Below are 16,631 nucleotides of genomic sequence, written 5' to 3' on the forward strand. Positions count from 1 at the left end.
ACCTTGCCATCGTCATTTCACATTTGTCATCGCGAGCCGCGCAGCGGCGTGGCGATCCATCGTGCGTCTCGGCGGGTGATCGCCTGGATTGCCGCGTCGCTGCGCTCCTCGCAATGACGATCTCAAAAAGACGGTGGCCGGATCAGGCGAACCCGCTCGGCCACGAGCGAGAGGAAACTTACTTCAGCACCGAACCGTCGAGCACAGTCATGCCCTTGCCGTTCGCCGCGGCGGTCGCCGCGATGTCCTTCGGCGACACGATCAGGCCCTTGGCGGCCAGATAACCGCCTTCGCCCGCGCCCTTCAGGAACTCGGCGACATATTCGGCGAGGCCGGGGACGACGCCGACATGCGCCTTCTTCACATAGATGAACAGCGGACGCGAACCGGGATAGCTGCCGTCGGCGATCGCCGCGTAAGTCGGCGACACGCCCTGCACCGGGACCGCCTTGATCTTGTCCTTGTTCGCATCGAGATAGCTGAAGCCAAAGATGCCGAGGCTGGTCGGGTTCTTGTCGAGCTTCGAGATGATGAGGTTATCATTCTCGCCCTGCTCGACATAGAAGGGCGCGCCGCGCAGCGTGGTGCAGGTCGCCTCGTGCTTTTCCTTGTCGCTGTCCTTCAGCGCCTTCATCTCCGCATTGGCGTCGCAGCCCTTGCCGAGGATCAGTTCCTTGAACGCATCATAGGTGCCGCTGGTCGACGGCGGGCCAAAGACCGAGATCGCGACGGCAGGGAGAGCCGCGTTCACGTCCTTCCACGTCTTCGCGGTATTGGGCTTGCCATAGGGGTTCGCCGCCAGCGCCTTGTAGACATCTTCTTCCGACAGCTTGAAGCCGGGGCCGCGCTGCGCTTCGCCCAGCGCGATGCCGTCGATGCCGACCTGGATTTCGACGATGTCCTTGACGCCGTTCGCGGCGCAGGTGTCGAATTCCTTCTTCTTGATGCGGCGCGATGCGTTCGCGATGTCGGGGGTGTCGCCGCCGACGCCCGAGCAGAAACGCTCAAAGCCGCCGCCGGTGCCCGTGCTGTCGATCTTGGGGGTCTTGTTGCCCGTCGCTTCGGCGAACTTTTCGCCGACCGCGGTCGCAAAGGGATAGACGGTCGAGGAACCGACCGCGCTGATATAATCACGCGCACCGCCGCCCGAAGACGCCTGATCCTGGCACGCGGAAAGCGCCAGCGCGCACGTCGCGGCACCGGCGATAAGGGCGAATTTCTGCAGCATGGGATGATCCTGTGGTGGGGGTCGTTACCGATCCAAGCCACCACCCCCGCGGCGACTCGCTGAGTGGCCAATGGGGGATGTGTGTGACGTGTTTGTGACAGGGAGTGTCATATAAGTGTCACTGACGCTGGATCGCTTCATCGACTGCTTGACAAACAAGCTAAAAATGCGACCAAGGAATAAGGACCTGTGAGCAGAACCTTCTGCTGAAGTTTCGCGGCAGTTGAATAGTACGCGAGGATTTCTTGCTACTGGATAAATCGACAATGATGATCCGAATAGGACAATCGATGCGGATTCATCGGAATCGCATGAGAGTGCTCACAGGTCCATGTTAATTGATCTAAAGGCTTGCAAGGACAAGCGTGACTTGGCTCACCTCTTGGGATTCAAGCTGAAGACGATAACCTATCAGATTAATGTCGCATCTGACTCCGAAAAATATACAAAAATTTGCATTAGCAAAAAAAACGGAAAATCAAGAGAGATTTTCTCTCCAAACTCAACTTTAAAAGCTATACAAAAAAGTCTGTTAGAGATTTTGACTTCTTGCTATAGTCAAATTCACGGAGGAATGAAATATCCCGTAAACTTTGGATTTGTACCTGATTTGAATATATATGAAAATGCCAAGCGTCATGTAAATCGGCGGTGGGTTTTTAATGTTGATATAGAAAATTATTTCGATTCAATAAATTATGGTCGCGTCTGGAATTTCTTGCAGAAAAACAAGAACTTTCTATTGAATCCAGAAATCGCAACAATGATTTCCCAGATTGTCTGTTTTGATAGTCGTCTTCCACAGGGCGCTCCTACATCGCCAATGATGGCGAATCTGGTGTCGGGATCATTGGACTACCGACTGCGAACCTTGGCGGCGGAGCACAAATGCACATATTCTAGGTACGCCGATGATATCACTTTTTCTACAAATTTGCGGGATTTTCCTGCTGCGATAGCCTGTCACGACGAGGTTTCCGATGGCTGGTTGCCCGGCGAGGATCTTTTGTTGAGCATAAAGAGGGCGTGGTTCAGTTTAAACGATACCAAGACGAGAATGTCTTATCGCCGAAGCAAGCAAATGGTTACAGGGCTAATTGTAAACAAGAAAGTCAACGTGGATAGAGAGTATTTTAGGCTTGTTAGGTCTAACATACATCGTCTTCTGGCTGGACGCGATGTTGTAATCAAAGAATTCTGCGATCCGTATGGAGACAGCTGCGGCGACGGGGAGGTTGATAAAAAGAATGCGATGAGCCTCATCGAGGGAAGGATAAACTTCTGTTTTGACGTCGGAAACAGGGGCGATAATAGGACGGACAGCGCGAAATTCTTTAAACCTACTTCAGTTAGAAAAACTTACAGAGATTTTCTTGTATACAAGTATTTTGTCAATGGAGACAGGCCAATAATTGTTACGGAGGGAGAAAGTGATGTAATTTACATCACGGCGTACTTGAAATCTCGAAATTCCTCTTTGGCAAACTTAGTCAATGTATCGTTGCCGGACGATCGTGATATTTTGGTGGACTTCTATCGCTTCCCTAAGCGGCCATCGAAAATCCTGGGATTGACGGGTGGCACGTCGGGGGTGGCGTTCGCTCTCAAGTGGCTTGGAGAGCTTTTGCCACGTTTGGGTAAGGCTGTTCCGCGCAGGAAAGTTCTGGTGCTTTTGGACAATGACGACGGTCTGAAACCGATAACAGAAACGTGTAAATCCGTTTTCTCCAAAGAGGTGTTATCGGATAACAACGACGACTATGTGGAAATTGATCGTTTCATTAAGATCGTTAAAACCCCGCATATTGGCAATAAAAAGAAGACATGCGTCGAGGGTTTTCTTCCGAGTGATGCAAAAAAGGATTTGCAAAGCGGAAAAACCTTTAGTCCAAAAGACGATTTTGACGTTACTAAGCACTTTGGAAAAATTGTTTTTTCACACCGAGTCTATGATCAGCGAGATGTATTGGATTTTTCGAAGTTTGACAAAGTTTCTGACCGAATGTCGAAAGCTCTAAGTTAGTATGGGTACGCTTCCTGTGAAGACGCAATGATCCTCATCACCGGCCACGTCATCCTCACCCCCGAGCATCGCGACCGCATGATCGCGCTCGGCGCCGAGCATAGCGCGCGGTCGCGCGACGAGCCGGGGTGTCTGGCGCATAATTGCTATGTCGATGTCGAGAACGAAATGCGCCTCGTCTTTGTCGAACATTGGGAGAGCATCGACGCGGTGCGCGCCCATTTCGCGGTGCCCGAATCCGCCGCCTTCGTCGCCGAAATGCGCGCGCTGTCGCCGCAGCCGCCGGTGATCCGCATCTTTGCGGGTGAGGATGTCACCGCAAAGCTGATGGGATAGGGCTGTTCTCCCCTCCTGCTTGCGGGAGGGGCATTGAGACTTGCGAGCTTGCTCGCTAGGACCAATCGACATTCAGCCCATGGCGGTCTGCAAATGGCAATTTCCCGTGCTTCCGGTGCTCACGTACCAGATAGACTTGCGAGCTTGCTCGCTAGTCGCAGCGGGGTGGGCATCTGGAACGGTGCTGGCCCACCCCAAACCCCTCCCGCAAGCGGGGGCTTTCCCATCTTTCGTCATGCCGGACTTGATGCGGCATCCATTTGCGCGACGTCGATAGACCCTGGATCAAGTCGGTGACTGTCCCTTTCGAACAGCCGCTTGCATGTCGCAAGGGGATAATCGCCGATCAAGTCCGGGGGGACGAGGCGGCGGGCGGGGAGGGGCTTCGGAAAAAAGCCGCTTTCCTACATTGTCCGGTCGTGCAAGCCTCCTTGCCGCTCTTTCGCATCGCCGGTTTCCTCACCCCGCCTCGCTCCATCCGCAAGTCGCTGTTCTCGCGTGTGTAGAGGTGACAAGTTTGACAAGTTCCGCGCGTCCCCGGCTTGTCCGCCGCACCGCTTTTTGCCACAGCATCGGCGGGGCACATGCGGGGGGCATATGAGCGGGTTCGAATTCATCTTTTCGCTGTTCGGGCTGATCCTCGGCCTCGCGCTCGCCGAGGGCCTCGGCGGGCTGGCGAAGGCGCTGAAGGCCAGCCACCGTGTCCGCGTCGGCTGGCCGACCGCGCTGCTCGGGCTGTTCGTGTCGGGCGACGTCGTCACCTTCTGGATGTACGGCTGGTCCTTGCGCGACCTGTTGCCGCTGAACTGGCCGGTGCTGTTCGGCGGCTTCCTCGTCACCGCCATCTATTTCATCGCCGCGAGCCTTGTCTTTCCCGACGATGCCGAGGCGTGGGGAGACCTGGGCGCCCATTTCGACAAACATTATCGCAAGGTCCTCGGCGGAATCCTGCTCTGCAACGTCGCGCTGCTCGCCACCCTTGTGGCGCTCGCGAAATCGCCGCCGTTCGATCCGCGCAACATCGTGGTCACCTGGAGCTTTTTCCCCGTCGCACTGCTCGCAATCGCGGCAAAGGACCGGCGCGTCGTGTGTGCCTGCCTCGTCTGGCTGATCGCGCTCTACCCGCTCTCGGCGGTATGGCATTGATTTACCGGACCGCGGTGATCGCGGTGGTCTTGGCGACGACGCGCCACCCGGCATCGGTGCGATAGAGCAGGAGCTGGTCGACGTACCGGTCGCCGCCGAAATGCAGTTCATAGGTGACCGCGCTCATCGACGGCGTCGCGTCGCGGCGGTCGAGAACGCGCCCGGTCGCGGCGGGATCGGGCTGCGCCGTCCAGCCGCCGAGTACCTCGGCGAAGCGCTTGCAATCGACTGGCGCCGCCGCGCCGTCTTCGGCCAGCGTGCAGAATTGCCCGTCGGGCAGGAACAGCGCCTGCAGGCGCGCGACCTGCCCCGTGCGCAGCCCGTCGACATAGGCTTCGAGCGCGGCTTCGGGCGAAGATGGGGCGGGCGAAGACGGGTCGGGCGAAGACGGGGCGGGCGCCGCCAATGCGGGTCCCGCCGCCAGCAGCGCCGCGATGAAGGGAAGGGCAAGGCGTACAGGATCGATAGGCATCGCATGAAACTCCGCCGCAAATCATGCGCGTAGCCTAGCCGTCCCGGCGCGGTTTATCCAGCGGGAGTCGCGAAGGAAGAGGGCCCCGAAATGTCGTTCGGGACCCCCGTCCTTCGGCGCGTTCAGTCGGTGGTCGGGGTGCTGCCGGCCACGGGCGCGGCCGGGGCTTCGGCTGCGGGCGCCACCACGGCGGCGGGCGTCACCACCGCAACGCTGGCGGCGGGGGCCAGCTGCGCGGTCGGGATGACCACTGCGCCCGCCGGGATCGAATAGGCCAGCGTCTCGTTCGTCCGCGCCATCAGATGCTGGCCGTTCGGGATGATCGCCGACCTGCCGGTGACGAACGCGCCGAACACGCCGACCGCGATCGCCGCGCCGACCGCGGCGCCGGTGTTCCCTTCGCCTTCCTGCCGGTGCATGCCCGCCAGCGGCAGGCGGTGGCCGTTGGGCAGCGTCAGTTCGTTGAAGGTGACCTCCATCTTCGCCGACTTGCCGAACGCGCCCTTGCCGGTGCGCCAGGTCACCGTGCCCATGCCGCGCGTGCCCTTCGGGATCACGACGACGCCATTGTGCATCACGTCAAAGACGGTGTGCATCGGCACCGTATGCCCCTCGCGCAATTTCTTGCTGCTCGCCTCGGCATCGGGCGTCAGGATCACTTCGGTATAGGATGGCAGCATCAGGCCGGGCGCCGGCGCCGCGACGGCGAGCGTGGGTGCGGCGACGACGGCCGGGATTGAAGCCGGCGTGGCGGCAGGTTCGGCGACGGCGGCGGGCTCGGCCGCGGCGGCTGGTGCCGCGGCTTCCTGCGCCTGAACCGAAATCGAAAGCATGGTAAAAGAGACCGCAAAAGCGGCCGCGCCCCTCAGGTAATTCATTCATTTTCCCCCAAGCCGCAGAGTGCGGCCGGAAGTTATTTGCAAGGCTGTCAGTGCCTTGTCAATCGGGCCGCTACCGGGGGGCGCGGCAACTACTTCAACAATGGCGCCAGATACTGGCCGGTGAAGCTGCGCTTCTCCTTCACCACGTGCTCGGGGGTGCCCGCCGCGACGATTTCGCCGCCCTTGACCCCGCCTTCGGGGCCAAGGTCGAGGATGTAATCGGCGGTCTTGATGACATCCAGATTATGCTCGATCACGATCACGCTGTTGCCCTGATCGACGAGCGCCTGCAGCACTTCGAGCAGCTTGCGGACATCCTCGAAATGCAGCCCGGTGGTCGGCTCGTCGAGGATGTACAGCGTCTGTCCGGTCGAGCGCCGCGACAATTCTTTGGCGAGCTTGACGCGCTGCGCCTCGCCGCCCGACAGCGTCGTCGCCTGCTGACCGACCTTGATGTATCCCAAGCCCACGCGGACGAGCATCGCCATCTTCTCGCGGATCGACGGCACCGCCTTGAAGAATTCCGCCGCATCTTCGACCGTCATGTCGAGCACGTCGGCGATGCTGTGGCCCTTGAACTTCACCTCGAGCGTTTCGCGGTTGTAGCGTTTGCCGTGGCACGTCTCGCACGTCACATAGACGTCGGGCAGGAAGTGCATCTCGATCTTGATGAGGCCGTCGCCGGTGCAGGTCTCACACCGCCCGCCCTTGACGTTGAAGCTGAAGCGCCCGGGCTTGTAACCGCGCGCCTGGCTTTCGGGCAGCCCCGCGAACCAGTCGCGGATGATCGTGAAGGCGCCGGTATATGTCGCAGGGTTCGACCGCGGGGTTCGGCCGATCGGCGACTGGTCGATGTCGATGACTTTGTCGCAATGCTCCAGCCCCTTCAGGCTGTCGTGCGGCCCCGCGATCATCCGCGCACCGTTGAGCACGCGCGCGGCGCTGGCGTAAAGCGTGTCGATGATCAGGCTCGACTTGCCGCTGCCCGACAGGCCGGTGACGCAGGTGAAGGTGCCGAGCGGGATCTTCGCGGTGACATTCTGGAGATTGTTCGCGCGCGCGCCCTTGAGCACGAGGTCGAAGCCATTGCCCTTGCGGCGGTGCTTCGGCACTTCGATCTTCTTCGCGCCGGTGAGATAGGCGGCGGTCAGGCTGTTCTTGTTCGCGAGCACCTGTTCGAGCGTGCCCTCGGCAACGATCTCGCCGCCGTGCAGCCCCGCGCCGGGGCCCATGTCGACGACATAATCGGCATGGCGGATCGCATCCTCGTCATGCTCGACGACGATGACGGTGTTGCCGAGATCGCGGAGGCGCTTGAGTGTCGCGAGCAGCCGGTCGTTGTCGCGCTGGTGCAGGCCGATCGACGGCTCGTCGAGGACGTAGAGCACGCCCGACAGCCCGCTGCCGATCTGCGAGGCGAGGCGGATGCGCTGGCTCTCGCCGCCGGACAGCGTGCCCGAGGTGCGGTTGAGGTTCAGATAGTCGAGCCCGACATTGTTGAGGAAGCCGAGCCGCTCGTTGATCTCTTTCAGGATCGCCTTGGCGATCTGGCGCTGCGTGTCGTTCAGTTTCTCGTCGAGCGTACTGAACCAGCCCAGCGCGTCGGCGACCGACCGCTGCGCCGACATGCTGATGTCCTCGCCCGCAATCTTCACCGCGAGCGGTTCGGGGCGCAGGCGCGCGCCGTGGCACGTCTCGCACGGATGCGGCGCCTGATATTTGCTCAATTCCTCGCGCATCCACGCGCTTTCGGTCTGGAGCAGGCGGCGGTTGAGGTTGCCGATCACCCCCTCGAACGCCTTGTGCGTCGTGTAACTGCGTTTGCCGTCCTTGAAGGTAAGCTCGACGGGTTTGCCGCCACTGCCATAAAGGATGATCAACTGCACCTCGCCGGGCAAATCCTGCCACGGCGTCGTCAGGTCGAAACCATAGGCTTTGCCCAGGCTTTCGAGCACCTGCATATAATAAGGCGAGGGCGGGTTCGATTTCGCCCATGGCACAACCGCGCCCTTTTTCAGGGACAGCGCATGATTGGGGACGACGAGGTCGGGATCAAACTCCTGCCGTTCGCCAAGCCCGTCGCACGCGGGGCACGCACCCTGCGGCGCGTTGAAGCTGAACAGTCGTGGTTCGATCTCGGCGATCGTGAAGCCCGAGACGGGGCAGGCGAATTTCTCGGAGAAGATCAGCCGGTTCGCGGGAATGCCCGCGCCCTTCATCGCGCCGCCGGTGTCTTCCTCTTCGCGTCCGGGCACGGGGCCGTCGGCGAGATCGACATAGGCAAGCCCTTCGGCGAGCTTCAGCGCGGTCTCGAAGCTGTCGGCGAGCCGCGTGCCGAGGCCCTCGCGCACCGCGATACGGTCGACCACCACCTCGATGTCATGCTTGTATTTCTTGTCCAGCGTCGGCGCCTCGCCGATCTCGTAGAATTCTCCGTCGATGCGGACGCGCGTGAAGCCGTCCTTCTGCCATTGCGCGAGTTCCTTCTTATACTCGCCCTTGCGCCCGCGCACGACGGGGGCGAGCAGATAGGCGCGCGTGCCCTCGGGCAACGCCATCACGCGGTCGACCATGTCGGTGACCGTCTGCGCCGAAATCGGCTCGCCCGTCGTAGGCGAATAGGGAATGCCGACGCGCGCCCATAGCAGGCGCATATAGTCGTAGATTTCGGTGACGGTGGCGACGGTCGAGCGTGGGTTCCGCGATGTCGTCTTCTGCTCGATGCTGATCGCCGGCGACAGCCCGTCGATATGCTCGACGTCGGGCTTTTGCATCATCTCGAGGAACTGGCGCGCGTAAGCCGACAGGCTCTCGACATAACGCCGCTGACCCTCGGCATAGATGGTGTCGAACGCGAGCGACGATTTGCCGCTGCCCGACAGGCCGGTGATGACGATCAGCGCATCGCGCGGCAGGTCGACGTCGACGCCCTTGAGATTATGCTCGCGCGCGCCGCGAACTTTGATGTGGGTCAGCATTGGGAAAACCCATGCTGACGGGAAATATGGGTGAGACTCATGGGAGGGGTTTGTTCCAGATTTGTTCTATGGGCGCAAGTGCGGTTTTGCGCGGTTGCACATTAGATAGGGCGGTAAGAGCTGCACCGCAATGCAAGGCGGGATGTTGTGCCCTTTCCACCAACTTCCCAAAGACTTCGACCAAGCGTCGTATCGCTTGTTGACCGCTTGGCGTCACGGGCGGACAAGTCGGTATGAACCACCGTTTCCGCGGGGCGGTGCGGGGAAGATCAGGAGACTGGGGAATGAGGAAATTTTTTGGAGGGGTTGCGAGCCTTGCGATTGCCGCCGTCTTGGTTGGCGTACCGGCGCTGGCAACGGAAGGAACGCCGTCCGCACCGTTGACTGCGGTAGCCGACGAAGCGGCGGGCGGCACCGAGAGTGGATCGCTGAAAGCGCTGACCTTTGGTAAATGGGGCGTAGATCTCGACGCGCGCGATCCGTCGGTAAAGCCCGGCGACGATTTCGACCGCTATGCCAATGGCAGCTGGTTCGCGCGGACCGAGATTCCGTCGGACCAGGCATCGGCGGGCGTCGATTACGACGTTTATAACCTGACCCAGCGCCAGCTCCGCGCGGTCGTTGCGGGTGCGCGCGCGGAGAGCCAGGTTGGCGGGCTCTATCAAAGCTTCATGGACGAGGCGCGCGTCGAAACACTCGCGGCCAAGCCGCTGATGGCCGACATCGCTGCGGTCGCGGCGATCAAGGACAAGAGCGAAATGGCGCGCTTCATGGGCGCCACCCAGGGCACCTTCGGGTCGACGATCGTCGGCGGCGGTCCCTATGCCGATACCGCCGATCCGACCGTTAACGTCCTGTGGCTGGGGCAGGGGGGATTGGGACTTCCCGAGCGCGACTATTATCTGAGCGACAGTTTCAAGCCGCAGCGCGACGCGTACCGCGCCTATATCGCGCGGACGATGAAGATGGCGGGCAATGCCGACCCCGAAAAGGCGGCCGATGCTATCATGGCATTCGAAACCGAGATTGCGAAGGTCAGCTGGGCAATCGCCGACCGCCGCGACATCGGCAAGATCAACAACCCGATGTCGGCGGAAGAACTCGCCGCCTATGCGCCCGGGCTCGACTGGAAGGCTTGGTTCGAAGGCTCGGGCATCGAGCCGCAAAAGCGCATCATCGTCAACGAGAACAGCGCGATCCGCGACATCGCAGCACTCTATGCCAAGACGCCGCTCGACACGATCAAGCTGTGGCAGCAGTTCCACGTCGCCGACAATGGGGCGCCCTATCTGTCCAAGGCGTTTGTCGACAGCCGCTTCGAATATACCAAGGCGCTGAGCGGTGTTGGCGAACTCCGCCCGCGCTGGAAACGCGGGCTGACGTTGGTCGATGGCAGCCTCGGCGAACTCGTCGGCGAAACCTATTCGAAGCAATATTTCCCGGCGAGCGCGAAGGCGAAGATGGAGGTGCTGGTCACCAACCTGAAACTCGCGATGGGCGACCGCATCCGGAACAACGGCTGGATGGCGCCCGCGACCAAGGAAGCCGCGCTGGCGAAGCTCGCGAAGATGGACGTGATGGTCGGCTATCCCGACAAATGGCGCGACTATTCGGGGCTGAAGATCGACCCCGCCGACCTCTACGGCAATGTGAAGCGCAGCGCGGCGTTCGAATATGCCTATGCGCTGTCGGACCTGGGCAAGCCCGTCGACCGCAAGAAATGGTCGATGAACCCGCAGGAAGTGAACGCCTATAACGGCGGGCTGGAGAACAAGATCGTGTTCCCGGCCGGCATCCTTCAGGCGCCTTATTTCAGCGAGAGCGTCGACGACGCGGTCAATTATGGCGCCATCGGCGCGGTGATCGGCCACGAGATCACCCACGGTTTCGACGATCAGGGCCGCAAGATCGACGCCGAAGGCGCGGTGCGTGACTGGTGGACCGCCGAGGATGCGGCGCGCTTCGATGCGCAGGCGAAGGCGTTCGGCGCGCAATATGCGACTTATGAAGCGGCGCCGGGGTCATTCATCAACCCCGAACTCACGATGGGCGAGAATATCGCCGACCTTGCGGGGCTGGAGGTCGCTTATGACGCCTATCGCCGGTCGCTGGGCGGCAAGCCCGCGCCGGTGATCGACGGGCTGACCGGCGACCAGCGCTTCTTCCTCGCCTTTGCGCAAGCCTGGCGGACCAAGCAGCGCGAGGATGCGATCAAGCAGCAGGTCGCGAGCGATCCGCACAGCCCGGCGCGCTGGCGCATCATCGGGCCTGTGCGCAACGTCGATGCGTGGTATAAGGCGTTTAGCGTCGCCGCAGGCGCCAAATATTATCTGAAGCCCGAGCATCGCACGCGGATCTGGTAGTCCTGAGACCCCTTTCTCAGGATTGGGCGGGGGCGGCCTTGTGTCGTCCCCGTACCGCCATCACGGCCAGCGACAACGCCGCGCCGACAATGACGAACAGCGCGGGGAAGCCGCCCAGCACCGACATCATGCGGATGCCGTCGATACCGCCGCCGGCGACCAGAACGATCGCGACCAGGCCGACGGTGATGCCCCACACTCCCTGAACCCAGAGCGGTGCTTCGGGCGCGTCAGGCGAGATGCCATGCGTCGACAGCGCGCTCATCGCCGAAACATTGGCGTCGGCGCCCGCCACATAAGAGAGGAAGATCGCGAACAGCACAATCGCCGCCACGACGGAGCCACCGCCGAGCGCGCTGAACAGCCGGAACAGCACCGGATCGGGGCCTTGCGCGGTCAGGACGGCGTAAAGGCTGGCGCCGCTCTGCTGATCGAACGCGATCGTCGCGCCGGCGATCGCCGTCATCCACACCGCACCGAACAGCGACGGCAGGATCAGATTGTACAGGATGAAGGCGCGGACGCTGTATCCGACCGCAAGGCGGCCGAGGAACAGCGCGGTCACCGGCGCCCAGGCGAACCAGTTGGCCCAGTTGAAAATCGTCCATTGCCGATGCCAGCCGGTATCGACGTCGAGGCCGAGGTTGCGCGGGATGAAGGTCTGGAAATAATCGGCCGCGCCGTGCAGCGACAGGCCGAGCATCTCGGCGGTCGGACCCGCAATCAGGACAAAGGCGATGATCGCGAAGAACAGCCAGGTGTTGAGCACCGAAAGACCCGCGATACCCTTTTGCAGCCCCGTGGCGGCGGAAATCAGGAAACTGGCGACGATCGCCGCTGCGATCGCCCAACGTAGCGGCGCGCCGCCATCGAAGCCGCCGATCCCCTCGACCCCGCCCGCGAGCGCGAGCAAACCGGCGCCGAGCGACGCCGCCATTCCCGCGACCAGCGCGTAGAGGCAGACGATGTCGATCCCGGTCCCGACGGGGCCATGCGCGCGCTGACCGATCAGCGGAACGAACAGCGACGACAGGCTGAAGGGTTCGCTGCGGTTATAGTAGACAAGCGCGAAGGCGAGGCCCGCAACGGTATAGATGGCGTAGGGCGTCAACGTCCAATGCAGGAACATCGTCGACATGGCGAAGGTCGCCGCCGCATCGCTGCCCGGTTCGAGCCCCAGCATCGCGGGTGGGTCATTGAGGTGGAAGAGCGGTTCGGCGGCGCCCCAGAAGAGGATGCCGGTGGCGATCGTCGTGCAAAGCGTCACCGCGAACCAACGCCATCGGGTCAAAATGGGTTTCGCGGACGGTCCGCCGATGACCCGCCCGCCGAGGGGCGAAACAGCAATGCCGGCCAGAAGGGCGAGAAAGCCGATCCCCGCCCACGCGAAGAGCGGCGAAAAATTGCTCAATATCCAGTCGTTGATCGCCGTCTCGGCCGCGACGACAGCGGGCCCCTGCCAGAGGCTGAGGATGACGGCGGCGAGAAGCACCGCGAGGGGCGTGAAAAACACCGGGCGATTGAGGGGATGCTTCGGAGACGCTGGCAAATGATCGGCCGATCGGACATGGTCAGAATGATCAGCATGACGTTTGCCCCGCTCAAGGTCAATTCGGGGCGGGAACGGCCCATCGGGCAAAGCGTTGGATCGGCAGAGATGTGGATGTGAAGGAGAAGCTTCGATGACCAGAAATTTGATGGCGGCCACCGCCGCGCTTGCGCTGCTCGCCTCGGGTCAGGCTGTGGCTTTCCAGACGCAGACCGATACGACGACGGCGTCGAAACCGGCCAAGGACGGCACTACGCCCGAAGAACGGTCGAACACGGCGCGGCTCAATGCCGAACAGGCGGCGCGCGCCAAGGCCGACAACACGACCTACGCGCAGGAAGTATCCGCTGCGCAGCAGCAGGTTGCGCACGACCAGACGGTGTTCACAGAGGAAACCGCCACTTATGAGGCCGAGAAAGCGCGCGTCGCCGCAATGTCGGCCGAAGAGCGGATGAAATGGGAAGCCGACGCCGCTGCATGCAAGGCCGGCGACACGACCCGCTGTGCCGCGCCGACAACGCCGCCGCGCTAAGGCGTCAATATTCTGCGGGCACCGGTGCTGCTGTCATGTCGGGGGGCGGGGGTCGCCCGCCGGCATGTCGGCGAGCGGGTCTTCGTCCATCTCCGCTGCGCCGGTGGCCGGATCGGGAAAGCGGCCGCCGTACCGATAGTCGTCGCTCGCATCGGCCAGGATCGGCGGATCGACGTCGACCGTCCCCAGTTCACGAAAAGCGTCATCACTTATCTGGTCGTCGCGATGCGCCCGCAGCCGTATCGCGACGCCGTAGCTGTCCGCGCAGTCGAGGCATGGCGCAGCCCCGCCGCCTTGCGGCGCCAGTGCGTCGGGATTGGCGCTGAGGCGCGAATAGGATGCCGGCTCGCCGCTTCCGCCACCCAATCGCGTCCCGGTGGCCATTTCGCCCAGCAAAGCCCCGCCGGTGACACCGGCGAGCGCGATCGCCGACCAACGCATCAGACGCGCGCCGGTGCGGCGACTCGCAGCGAAAGATAATTTCCTCGCCATCGGTCAAATTGGCCATGAACATACGCCGGATGCAAGCCCGGCGTCATGATATTGCCCTGCGGTCGGCCATTCGTCGACGGATCGACGCGCTTCGTCTGTCAATCGAGCGGCTGTCCGCCCCGATCGATCCAAAGGCGATTCTCATGACGTCCAGGGGGTATCACTTCCCTTGCGGGATATCGGAAGACGGTCTCCCCGGTCCGCCAGCCGGTATCCCGCATCCTTTTGAAGAGAGGACTCCCCCATGGCGAAATTTTCTTTCCTGCTGGCAGCGCCGGTTGCGCTGGCCGGCTTTTCGGTTCCGGCCGCGGCCGAAGACGATGGCGAGCGGCATACCGTCGTCGTGCGATACGACGACCTGAACCTGTCGAGCGTCGACGGCCGCGAGCGGCTGACCACCCGCATCAAATTTGCCGTCCAGAAAGTGTGCGGCACCCGGCTGCACTACCGGCAGGGTCTTCGCGAACGGGCGGTGGCCAATCGCTGCGAGGACAGCGCGATGGCCGACGCCGATGTGAAACTGGCTGGCCTGTTCAACGGCGAAAGCGCCCGCTTGGCCGATCGCGGCCGGATTGTCGTCGCCGCTGCTCCCTGACCAACCCGCCGTATGTTGATCCCGAAAGGCGGCCATGCCCCGACGGCATGGCCGCCTTTTCCTGTTCAAGCGTGCATGATCGCCTTTACATCGTGGAGATAGGTGCGCCCGATGCGGTGCACGCCGCCTTCGCCCAGGTCGACGCTCCACGCCCCGTCGCCATGGTGCTTCAGTCCGACGATGCCTTCGCGGCGGATCATTTTCGACCGGTGGATGCGCATGAACTGATCGGGGTTCATGCGCGCTTCCAGCGATTTGATCGTCTGATGGATCAGCCAGCTGCGGCCGCCGACATGCAGGCGCATATAGTCGCGCTCGGCTTCGATCAGATCGACCTGGCCCGCGTCGATACGCAGCATCTCGCCGCGGTTCTGGACCCAGAATTCATTGATCCATCTGCTTTTTTGCGCCGGTGCGCGCTCGGTCGCGCGCCATTCGCGCACGCGCGACAGCGCGCGGGCGAGGCGGTCGGGTGACACGGGCTTGAGCAGATAGTCGACCGCCGCCACGTCGAACGCCGCGACCGCATAACGATCGAAGGCGGTGACGAAGACAACCGCCGGCGGATTGTCCAAGCCCTCGATCGCCGCCGCGACCTCCAGCCCGTTGAGGTCAGGCATGGCGATGTCGCAGAGGACGAGGTCGGGCGCGAGCGCATCGACCATGCGCAGCGCCGAGGCGCCATCGCTAGCGGTGCCGACGAGCGAGACGCCGTCCTGCTGCCCGGTAAGGATCTGCAATCGTTCGATCGCCAGCGGTTCGTCGTCGACGATCAGAGTGCGAAGCGTTTGAATCATCGGTCAGCAAGCCTCCCGTGCCAGTGGCAGCCACAGCGATACGACAAAACCGCCGCTGTCCGAAGGGCCCCATTCGCATCCCGCGGTGGGGCCATAGCGGGTCAGCAGGCGTTCGCGGACATTGCCGAGGCCGAGGCCGGTTCCCGAAGCGGGGACGGGGGCCTTCGGATCGATGTCGTTTTCGATGCGCAGCACCAGCAGCCCGTATTCGGCGCTGGCGGCGAGGCGGATCGCGATCTTCCCCTTGCTGGGCGCGACGCCATATTTGATCGCATTCTCGATGATCGGTTGCAGGATCAGCACGGGAACGCAAGCGTTATCAAGCTCTTTCGGCATGGTAACTTCGACTTGCAGGCGATCGGGGAACCGGGTCTGTTCGATATCGAGATAGAGGCGCTGGAGCGCGATTTCCTCGTCGAGACTGACGAGCTGCTCGGGATCGACCGCCAGGCTCGAGCGAAGGAAGGACGCGAGATTCATGATCATCGTCTCGGCCTCGCTCTTCGATCCCTTGAGCACGAGGGTCGACAACGAATTGAGCGTGTTGAACAGGAAATGCGGATTGAGCTGGTAATGCAGCGCGCGAAGCTGCGCGGTCTGCGCCTCCATGCGGAAATGGTTGGCGCGGCGTTCGAGTGCGCGCATCTCGTTGGCATAGCCGAACGCGACATAGAGCGCGGCCCAGACAGCGAAGAAGAAATACCAGCGGATCGAGCTGTCGAGGATCAGCATCGTTTCCCACGCGACCGAGTATTTCGATTGCATTTCCTCGATGATCTTGGCGCTGTCGGAAACGGGGAACCAATAGTAAAAAACCAGAAGATTGACCGTCGCGTAGATGATAACGAGCGGAACCGCGGCGCCGAGGGCCGCCGCCAGCCGCGCGCCGAAACTCTGGGGCTGGGCGCGCTGGAGCAGCTGATAGAGGACGAAGGTGCACAAGATTCCGGCGACCACGACGATCGCGCGGCGACCGGCGGACGGCCATTGCTCGGGCACGCCGGTCAGCATTGCGAGCCCCGAGGTGATCAGGAAATAGATCGCCCACATGGCAATGATCGATCCGATCGCGACCCGGGGGTTCACGCGGGCGTCGGAGGCGCGCCAATCGGGCGCCGCCGCCAACATTTTTGCGCGCTGATCGCGCAGCGCATCCTTGCGGTTTGAGATGTTCATTATGCCTGCTTTAGCGCCAAATACCGACCGATGGCTAGCGGGCACCGGACCGCCAGTCGAAGC

Annotated in this window: 14 protein-coding genes; 6 read left to right on the plus strand and 8 right to left on the minus strand. The window is 62.0% G+C overall.

Going from position 1 to position 16,631, the window contains the following annotated elements:
* Positions 1-178: 178 nt before the first annotated feature.
* Entirely contained in the window at positions 179-1,228 is a 1,050-nt protein-coding gene (locus ACREBX_RS10330) for a substrate-binding domain-containing protein (RefSeq protein WP_431561659.1), read from the minus strand.
* Positions 1,229-1,559: 331 nt separating this feature from the next.
* On the opposite strand from ACREBX_RS10330, the gene ACREBX_RS10335 reads away from it, so the two are divergent.
* The 3 genes from ACREBX_RS10335 (at position 1,560) to ACREBX_RS10345 (ending at position 4,733) form a co-directional block, all read left to right on the plus strand.
* A complete protein-coding gene (locus ACREBX_RS10335) occupies positions 1,560-3,251 on the plus strand; it encodes a retron Ec67 family RNA-directed DNA polymerase/endonuclease (RefSeq protein WP_431561660.1) in 1,692 nt (563 codons plus the stop codon).
* Positions 3,252-3,278: 27 nt separating this feature from the next.
* Complete coding sequence (locus tag ACREBX_RS10340) at positions 3,279-3,587, plus strand: putative quinol monooxygenase (protein WP_431561661.1); 309 nt, start codon at positions 3,279-3,281, stop codon at positions 3,585-3,587.
* A gap of 597 nt (positions 3,588-4,184) precedes the next feature.
* A complete protein-coding gene (locus ACREBX_RS10345) occupies positions 4,185-4,733 on the plus strand; it encodes a hypothetical protein (RefSeq protein ID WP_431561662.1) in 549 nt (182 codons plus the stop codon).
* Position 4,734: 1 nt separating this feature from the next.
* On the opposite strand, the gene ACREBX_RS10350 is transcribed toward ACREBX_RS10345, so the two are convergent.
* The 3 genes from ACREBX_RS10350 to uvrA all read right to left on the minus strand — a co-directional run bounded on the left by ACREBX_RS10350 (position 4,735) and on the right by uvrA (position 9,064).
* Positions 4,735-5,205: a nuclear transport factor 2 family protein gene (locus ACREBX_RS10350; RefSeq protein WP_431561663.1), complete on the minus strand. Its 471-nt coding sequence runs from the start codon at positions 5,203-5,205 to the stop codon at positions 4,735-4,737.
* 122 nt (positions 5,206-5,327) lie between these two features.
* Complete coding sequence (locus ACREBX_RS10355; RefSeq protein ID WP_431561664.1) at positions 5,328-6,083, minus strand: hypothetical protein; 756 nt, start codon at positions 6,081-6,083, stop codon at positions 5,328-5,330.
* Positions 6,084-6,175: 92 nt separating this feature from the next.
* A complete protein-coding gene (gene uvrA / locus ACREBX_RS10360; protein ID WP_431561665.1) occupies positions 6,176-9,064 on the minus strand; it encodes an excinuclease ABC subunit UvrA in 2,889 nt (962 codons plus the stop codon).
* A gap of 284 nt (positions 9,065-9,348) precedes the next feature.
* On the opposite strand from uvrA, the gene ACREBX_RS10365 reads away from it, so the two are divergent.
* Entirely contained in the window at positions 9,349-11,427 is a 2,079-nt protein-coding gene (locus ACREBX_RS10365) for a M13 family metallopeptidase (RefSeq protein ID WP_431561666.1), read from the plus strand.
* A gap of 16 nt (positions 11,428-11,443) precedes the next feature.
* Here the strand turns inward: ACREBX_RS10365 and ACREBX_RS10370 are convergent, their stop codons facing one another.
* A complete protein-coding gene (locus tag ACREBX_RS10370; RefSeq protein WP_431561667.1) occupies positions 11,444-12,940 on the minus strand; it encodes a BCCT family transporter in 1,497 nt (498 codons plus the stop codon).
* Positions 12,941-13,109: 169 nt separating this feature from the next.
* On the opposite strand from ACREBX_RS10370, the gene ACREBX_RS10375 reads away from it, so the two are divergent.
* The gene (locus ACREBX_RS10375) at positions 13,110-13,508 is read left to right on the plus strand and encodes a hypothetical protein (protein ID WP_431561668.1); all 399 of its coding nucleotides are present in this window, start codon (positions 13,110-13,112) and stop codon (positions 13,506-13,508) included.
* A gap of 33 nt (positions 13,509-13,541) precedes the next feature.
* On the opposite strand, the gene ACREBX_RS10380 is transcribed toward ACREBX_RS10375, so the two are convergent.
* A complete protein-coding gene (locus tag ACREBX_RS10380; RefSeq protein WP_431561669.1) occupies positions 13,542-13,949 on the minus strand; it encodes a hypothetical protein in 408 nt (135 codons plus the stop codon).
* 295 nt (positions 13,950-14,244) lie between these two features.
* Here ACREBX_RS10380 and ACREBX_RS10385 point away from each other — a divergent pair, with 295 nt between their 5' ends.
* Positions 14,245-14,595: a UrcA family protein gene (locus tag ACREBX_RS10385; RefSeq protein ID WP_431561670.1), complete on the plus strand. Its 351-nt coding sequence runs from the start codon at positions 14,245-14,247 to the stop codon at positions 14,593-14,595.
* A gap of 65 nt (positions 14,596-14,660) precedes the next feature.
* Here the strand turns inward: ACREBX_RS10385 and ACREBX_RS10390 are convergent, their stop codons facing one another.
* On the minus strand, positions 14,661-15,392 hold the full coding sequence (locus tag ACREBX_RS10390) for a LytR/AlgR family response regulator transcription factor (protein WP_056374183.1): 732 nt from the start codon (positions 15,390-15,392) through the stop codon (positions 14,661-14,663).
* A 3-nt stretch (positions 15,393-15,395) separates the two neighbouring features.
* On the minus strand, positions 15,396-16,568 hold the full coding sequence (locus ACREBX_RS10395; protein WP_431561671.1) for a sensor histidine kinase: 1,173 nt from the start codon (positions 16,566-16,568) through the stop codon (positions 15,396-15,398).
* Between the last annotated feature and the right edge of the window lie 63 nt (positions 16,569-16,631).

Source organism: Sphingopyxis sp., assembly GCF_050725655.1.
Classification (GTDB): Bacteria; Pseudomonadota; Alphaproteobacteria; order Sphingomonadales; family Sphingomonadaceae; genus Sphingopyxis.